The 7,736-nt window shown below is 73.0% G+C and carries 4 protein-coding genes and 1 riboswitch; of the genes, 3 read left to right on the plus strand and 1 reads right to left on the minus strand.

Features of this window, described 5'->3' with window-relative positions:
- A riboswitch (cobalamin riboswitch) is annotated at positions 1-85 on the plus strand. This riboswitch is flagged as partial in the annotation.
- Between the two features lie 263 nt (positions 86-348).
- From DT057_RS33105 to DT057_RS33115, 3 genes are all read left to right on the plus strand, one after another.
- Positions 349-2,478, plus strand: a complete 2,130-nt coding sequence (locus tag DT057_RS33105) for a TonB-dependent receptor (protein WP_128566271.1) — start codon at positions 349-351, stop codon at positions 2,476-2,478.
- A 4-nt stretch (positions 2,479-2,482) separates the two neighbouring features.
- Entirely contained in the window at positions 2,483-3,904 is a 1,422-nt protein-coding gene (locus tag DT057_RS33110; protein ID WP_128566272.1) for a PepSY domain-containing protein, read from the plus strand.
- Positions 3,905-4,370: 466 nt separating this feature from the next.
- Positions 4,371-6,650: a putative bifunctional diguanylate cyclase/phosphodiesterase gene (locus DT057_RS33115; RefSeq protein ID WP_128566273.1), complete on the plus strand. Its 2,280-nt coding sequence runs from the start codon at positions 4,371-4,373 to the stop codon at positions 6,648-6,650.
- Here the strand turns inward: DT057_RS33115 and DT057_RS33120 are convergent.
- A complete protein-coding gene (locus tag DT057_RS33120; protein WP_203236450.1) occupies positions 6,610-7,614 on the minus strand; it encodes a DMT family transporter in 1,005 nt (334 codons plus the stop codon). The two genes, DT057_RS33115 and DT057_RS33120, sit on opposite strands and share 41 nt — an antisense overlap.
- Between the last annotated feature and the right edge of the window lie 122 nt (positions 7,615-7,736).

The following is a 7,736-nucleotide window of genomic DNA, read 5'->3' on the forward strand; positions in this document are numbered from 1 at the left end:
CACGTCACTGGGGCCTGAACCCCGGGAAGACGATGGAGGGCGGCGACCCGCGAGCCAGGAGACCTGCCGTCAGTCGTGGTCACACGCGAGCACGTCGGGCGGGGTGTCCTGGCGGGTGTCGAGCGGACGCGATGCGGCCGCGCGGCGATCGTTCGCGGTGACGTGCCACACCGTCGCGCCGTCCCGCATGCCCTCCCCCTCCTCTCCAGGCCCCCTCGACCGGTCGCGCCCGCGCGGCCGGCCGCGCACCGGATCCCGGAGCGGCGGGCGCTTGAGATGTAACGTTATTACGTTGCATTCATCCGGCACTCGGCTACGGGCGGGCGACGCCCGCATCGGAACTCCCCCATGCCCACGCTCCGCGGCCCCGGCCGCTCCGTCCTCGCCACGCTCCTCCTCGCCGGGATACCGGCCGAATCCCGCGCCGACGACCTCGCCCTCGACGTGATCGAGGTCGCCGGGCGCGGGCGCGAGGGCCCGCCCCCGGGCCTCGCCCTGACGACGCCGGCGCGCTCCGGCAGCCGCCTCGGCCTCACCCCGATGGAGATCCCGGCCAGCATCGACATCATCTCCGGCGAGACCATCCGCGAGCGCGGCCAGAACACCGTCGAGGAGGCGGTGACGCAGAACGCCACCGGCATCACCAGCATCGCGGCCCCGGGCAACGGGAACCTCGCCTTCACGAGCCGGGGCTTCGCCGGCTCGGGGTCGGTGCAGCAGCTCTACGACGGCACGCGGCTCTACGTCGGGGCCGGCACCGTCACGTTCCCGTTCGACACCTGGTCGGCGGAGCGCATCGAGGTGCTGCGCGGGCCCGCCTCCGTGCTGTACGGCGAGGGCGCCATCGGGGGCATCATCAACGTGGTGCCGAAGAAGCCGGTCTTCACCGCGCTCAACGAGGCCCGGGCCGCGCTCGGCTCCGACGGCGTCGCCCGCCTGGCCCTCGATTCCGGCGGCCCGGTCGGCGAGGCGATGGCCTATCGCCTGAACCTCAGCGGCAACCGCGCCGACGGCTGGGTCCGGCCCGACGGCGACTTCCGCAACCTCGCGGTCTCGGGGGCGCTGACGCTGCGGGCCGCGCCCGACCTCAGCATCACCCTGTCGCACGACCTCGGCTACAACGAGCCGACGCGCTACTGGGGCTCGCCCCTCGTCGGCGACCGCGTGCCCGACCGCATCCGCTTCAGCAACTACAACATCCAGGATTCGCGCATCGCCTGGCTCGACAACTGGACGCAGCTGCGCACCGAGTGGAACCCGAGCCTCGACGTCACGGTGCGTAACGTCGCCTACCGGCTGACCTCGTCGCGCCACTGGCGCGACGTCGAGCAGTACACCTACCTGCCGGCGAGCGGGCTGATCCGGCGCGACGACTACATCGAGATCCGCCACGAGCAGGAGCAGGTCGGCAACCGCCTCGACGTCACGGCCCGGACCGACCTCCTCGGCCTGCGCAACACCGTGCTGGTCGGCTTCGACGTCAACCACGTGGCGTTCCGGCGCGACAGCAACACGCCCTTCGGCGGCGAGAGCACGGTCGATCCCTTCCGGTACGCCCAGGGGCCCTTCCTCAACCTCGCCGGCACCCGCACCGACATCCGCTCGCGCCTGGCGCAGGCGTCGGTCTTCGCCGAGGACCGGCTGGAACTGTCGCCCCAGCTCGCCCTCGTGGCGGGCCTGCGCTACGACGCCCCCACCCTGACGCGGGTCAACCCCCTGTCGGCGACCGGCTTCACCAAGGACTTCGACTCGTTCAGCTACCGCGTGGGGGCGGTCTACAACCCGGTCCCGGACCTGTCGCTCTACGCCCAGTACGCGACCGCGGCCGATCCCCTCGGCAGCCTGATCACCACCAGCGTGGCGCAGGCGCAGTTCGCCCTGGCCAAGGGCGAGCAGGTCGAGGCGGGCGTGAAGGGCCTGTTCGCGGGCGGGCGGGGCGAGTGGACGCTCGCCGCCTACCGGATCGTCAAGACCGACCTGCTGGTGCCCGATCCCGACCGCCCGACGGAGCTCGCCCAGGTCGGCGGCCAGTCCTCCCGGGGGATCGAGGCGGCCCTGTCCTTCGCGCTCTGGGAGAACTGGCGCATCGAGGCCAACACCGCCCTGCTCCAGGCCCGCTACGACGCCTTCGCCCAGAACCTCGACGGCGCCCTGGTCTCGTTCCGCGGCAACGTGCCGGTCGACGTGCCGCAGCGCGTCACCAACGTCTGGCTCTCCTACGCGTTCGCGCCCGGCTGGGTGGCGCGGGTCGGCGTCAACGACGTCGGCCCGATCTTCAGCGACTTCGCCAACACCGTGCGACGGCCGGGCTACACGCTCCTGAACGCCAGCCTCGACTGGCAGGTGACCCCGACCTCGCGCCTGTCGCTGCGCGGCTACAACCTCACGGACGCGCTCTACGCGGTCTCGGGCAACACCAACTCGTGGCTGCTCGGGCGCCCGCGCTCGGTCGAGGTCGCCTACCACGTGACGTTCTGAGCCGATGCGCCCCGTCTGGAAGCGCCTGAAGCGGTGGCTGCACTTCGGCCATCGCTGGCTCGGCATCGCGGCCGGGCTGTTCTGCGTGGTCTGGCTCGCGTCCGGCCTGGTGATGCTGGCCTGCGGCTTCCCCACCCTGACGGAGGCGGAGCGCCGGGCGGCGCTCGCGCCCCTCGCCCTCGACGCGGTGCGCCTCGGGCCCGAGGAGGCCCTGGCCCGGGCCGGGGCCGACGCCTTCCCGGCCGGCCTCACGCTGTCGATGCGCGGAGCCGAGCCGGTCTACCGCATCGTCGGGTGGGACGGCCGCCTCCAGGCGCTCTCGGCGGCGAGCGGGGCCCCGGTCGCGCCGCTCGGGCCGGCGGACGCGCTGGCGCTCGCCCGCCGGCACCCGGCGGCCCGGGCGGCGACGGACCGGGGCGCGGTCACCCGGGACCAGTGGACCGTCACGGCGCGCTACGATCCCGTCCGGCCCTTCCGGGTCGTCGCCCTCGGCGATCCCGCCGGGACCGAGCTCTACCTGTCCGTGGCGACCGGGGAGGTCGCCCTCGACACCACCCGGGCGGAGCGGACCTGGAACTGGCTCGGGTCCGTGCCGCACTGGATCTACCTCACGCCGCTGCGGGCCCGGGCGGCGCTCTGGCGCGACGTGGTGCTGTGGGCCTCGGGCATCGCGCTCGCGGCGGCGGCGAGCGGGTACGCCCTCGGGCTCCTGCGGCTGCGCCGGGGCCGCCTCACGCCCTACCGCGCCTGGACGGCCTGGCACCACCTCGCGGGCGTCACGGGCGGGGCCGTGGTCGTCACGTTCCTGCTCAGCGGCTGGCTCTCGGTGAACCCGAACCGGTGGTTCGGCCCGCGCTCGCCCGACGCGGCGGCGCGGGCCCGCTACGCCGGGCAGGCCGCGCCGCGCTTCCCCGTCGGCCGGGAGGGCCTCGCGGCGGGGCCGGAGACCGTCGAGCTCCGCTTCTCCTGGATCGGGGGGGCGCCGCTCGTGGTGGCGGTGGACCGGTCCGGCGCCCGCCCCTGCTGCGGCACCGGGCCGACCCCGGCGGCGATCCTGGCGGCGGCGGCCGGGCTCGTGCCGGGCGCGGACCTCGTGGCGACGGAGCGCCTCGCGGCGCCGGACGCCTACTGGTACGACCGACACGGCGCGCCGCGCCTGCCCGTGCTGCGGCTGGCCTTCGGGGATCCCGCCGCGACGTGGTTCCACCTCGACCCCCTCACGGGCGAGGTCCTCGACCGCAGCGACCGCAGCACCCGGGCGCAGCGCTGGCTGTTCGACGGCCTGCATACCCTGGACGTCGGTCCCCTGGGGCGCCGCCCGGGCGCCCGGATCGCGCTCGTCGGCGCGGCGAGCGCGCTCGGCCTCGTGGTCGCGGTGAGCGGCGTCGTGCTCGGCTGGCGGCGCCTGCGCCGCAGGTTCGCCTGAGGCGGACGCCTCGACCTTCACGAAGCCTTCACCATGTTCGCAGGCGGGCCTTGCGGTGTGCAGCCCGCGCGGGGCCCGCGGCAGCGTCGAATCGGCCCCGGCCTCGACCCCCGCCGCGCCCCGGATGCTGAGGAGACGGCGCCGGCCGGCCCCGCCCGCAGGACAGCGCTACGATCCTGCATCTACTTTAAGTTGCATTTTTTGTGATTTGCACTTCAATGACCGATCGGGAACCGCCCGGCGACCCGCGCAAGCTTCGTCATCCCGTCCGGACATCAGGCTTGTGCAACGCTATACAATCTGGGACCCAGCCTACAGCTAAGCACTGACGCAAATAAGTCTCGACCGGCTGATCCACCGTCACTTCGGGTCTACGCTGTTTGCGTGAAATGGGTCGGGTTGATTCAGGACCCGATAACTTTCAGGGCGCAAAATCCCGTGATCGATGCGGCTGGACGAGTGGCGGATGACCCTGCGCCTCATGCATTTCCCCCGGTTCCTGGCCCAGCGCCGCAGCTCGGTCGTGATCGGGCTCCTGGTGGTGGTGCTGCTGTGGATCGGCGTGGCGGTGAAGCATCGTGGCGACCTGCGCGACGCGCAGCAGGATACGGAGCGCACGAACCACAATTTCGCGATGGTGTTCGAGGAGAACGTCCTGCGGTCGATCGGCGAGATCGACAAGGCGCTGCTGTACATGCGCCGGAGCATCGAGACGCGCAGCCGGTCCGAGGATTACGGCACGATCGCCAACACCACGGACCTCCTGAGCGAGATCATCGTGCAGGTGGCGATCATCGACGCCAAGGGGATCATGCGGGCCACCAACGTGGGCCCGCAGCCGCCCCCGCCGACCGACCTCAGCGACCGGGAGCATTTCCGGATCCACATCGAGAGCCCGGAGGACCGGCTCTTCATCAGCCGGCCGGTGATCGGGCGGGCGAGCGGGCGCGTCTCGGTCCAGTTCAGCCGCCGCTTCCTCGGCGTCGACGGACGGTTCGGCGGCGTCGTGGTGGCGTCGCTCAACCCGAGCCACCTGACGCGGTTCTACGACAAGATCGACCTCGGCTCGCCGGCCTCGATCTCGCTCATCGGCAGCGACGGGGTCGTGCGCTCGAGCGGGGGCGTCGGCGGCGGCTTCGCGGTCGGCGCGGACCTGACCCGGACCGAGCTCTACGAGAAGATCCGCACCCGGCGCTCCGGCACCTTCGAGATGGAGAGCCCGGACGGGGCCGAGGGCCGCCTCGTGACGGTCCGCAACGTCCGGGACCAGCCCCTCTGGGTGAGCGTGAGCGTGCCCCGCAACGACATCTCCAAGGACGCCCGCGCGACGCTGCGGATGGACGCCCTGGTGGCCGCCATCCTCACCCTCCTCGTCGGGGTCGCCGTGGAGACGCTCCTGCGGATCGAGGCGAAGCGCTCGGAGGCGGAGGCGCACGTCGCGCGCCTCGCCTCCCAGGACCCGCTCACCGACCTGCCGAACCGGCGCGTGTTCCGGGCCACCCTCGAGACCTTCGCGGAGGCGGGCCGGAGCTCCGCCGACCCCGAGCCCTACGCGGTGCTGTTCCTCGACCTCGACCGCTTCAAGCTCGTCAACGACACCCTCGGGCACAAGGTCGGCGACAGCCTGCTCCAGGCGGTCGGCGGGCGCCTCGGCGGCATGCTGGAGGACGGCCAGCTCCTCGCCCGCCTGGGCGGCGACGAGTTCGCCATCCTGGCGCCCGGGCTCGCGGACCGCGCCGTCCTCGACGCCCTGGCGCGGCGCATCATCGAGGTGATCGCGCCGCCCTTCGAGGTCGGCGGGCACCAGATCCGCGCCGGCGTCAGCGTCGGCATCGCGGTCGGCCCGGCGGACGGGGCGAGCGCCGACGACATCCTGATCGCCGCCGACCTCGCGCTCTACGCAGTGAAGGCCAGCTACCGCGGCACGCACCTGTTCTACGCCCGCCACATGAGCGAGGGGTTGGAGGAGCGCCGCCAGCTCGAGAGCGACCTGCGCCGGGCGATCGAGCGCAACGAGCTCGAGATCCACTACCAGCCCTCGATCGCGCTCCAGACCGGGCAGATCGCCGGGTTCGAGGCCCTGGCCCGCTGGACCCACCCGGTCCGCGGCAGCATCCCGCCGTCGCTGTTCATCTCGATCGCGGAGGATTGCGGGCTGATCCACACCATCGGCGAGTGGGCGCTGACGGAGGCCTGCCGGCAGGCGGCGACCTGGCCGCACGGCCTCAAGGTCGCCGTCAACCTCTCCCCGGTGCAGTTCGCCGGGCCGGGCCTCGTCGGCATGGTCGGGGGCGTGCTCGCCAGGACCGGGCTGCCGGCCGGCCGCCTCGAGCTCGAGATCACCGAGCAGATGCTGCTGGAGAGCAGCGAGCAGACCCTCGCCATCCTGCGCGACCTGAAGGCCCTCGGCCTGCACATCGCCATGGACGATTTCGGGACCGGCTACTCCTCGCTCAACTACCTGCGCAGCTTCCCGTTCGACCGGATCAAGGTGGACCGCAGCTTCGTCACCGGTCTCGGCACCGGTGCGCAGCACACCGCGATCGTGCGGGCGGTGATCGACATCGCCCGCAATCTCGGCATGCGCACCACCGCGGAGGGGATCGAGACGCCCGAGCAGCACCGCCAGCTCGCCGCCCTCGGCTGCGACGAGGTGCAGGGCTACCTGTTCAGCCGCCCGGTCCCGGTCGCGGAGGTGCGCCCGCTCATCGCCCGCTGGCGAGTGAACGGCTCGCTCGCCGCCTGAGGCCCTCCGCCAGAACGGCGAGGCGCGGCGGCGTGCCGTTGCGCCGCGTCGCGGTCTCGTACCAGAGGAGCAGGGCGCCGGCCGCCACCACGATCCCGGCCCCCACGACGAGGTGGGCGTCCGGCACCTCGCCGAAGGCCAGGAAGCCGAGCCCGATGCCCCAGACCAGCATCAGGTAGTAGAAGGGCGAGACCGCCGTCGCCGGGGCGACCGCGAGCGCCCGCGTCCAGAGGTACTGCGCGCCCACGTTCGAGCCGCCGAGCAGGGCGAAGAGCGCCGCGTCGGGCAGGCTCGGCCAGCGGAAGCCGAAGCCGAGCAGCCCCGCATGGGCGACCGCCATGGTGGCCATCTGCCAGATCAGCAGGGTGCCGGCCTTCTCGGTCCGGGTCATGCTCCGGACCGCGACCGTGACGGTGCCGTACATCACGGCGTTGCCGAGGGCGAACAGGGCGCCGACCTGGAGCGTGTCCGCGCCCGGGTGCGTCACCACGAGGACGCCGAGGAAGCCCGCCAGGAGCACGCCCCAGCGCACCGGGTCGGACGGCTCGCGGTACCACAGGATCGCCACCACGGCGGCGAAGAGCGGGGCCGAGAAGCCGATGGCCGTGACCCCGGCGAGCGGCATCAGGCCGAGCGCCAGGACGGTCAGCGTCTGGGAGACCGCCTGCGACAGGCCGCGGGCCACGTGGGCGCCCGGGCGCTTCGTCCGGAAGATCGCCAGGCCCGTGCCGGGCAACAGGAAGGCGCAGACGAGGCCGAACGCGATGGAGGAGCGGAAGAACATCACCTCGCCCACCGGGTAGTGGCCGACGAGGTGCTTGGAGAAGGCGTTCGACAGCGTGAGCAGCACCGTCGCGCCGATCATCAGCCCGATGCCGAGGGGCACGTTGTCGATGCGGCCCAGGGGCAGGGCCGGGGACGCTTGCGGCCGGGGCTCGACGGGGGACGTCGCGGCGCTCGTCATCGGGGTGTCTCCGGAGGCGCGGATCGGTCGGGTGCCGGGAGGGCGAGCCCGCGAGGGGCTCCGCCGCAGGGGGTTCAGGCCGCGGGCTGCAGCGCGGCCTCGGTGGTGATGAACCACGGCTT

The organism is Methylobacterium crusticola (genome assembly GCF_003574465.1).
Classification (GTDB): Bacteria; Pseudomonadota; Alphaproteobacteria; order Rhizobiales; family Beijerinckiaceae; genus Methylobacterium; species Methylobacterium crusticola.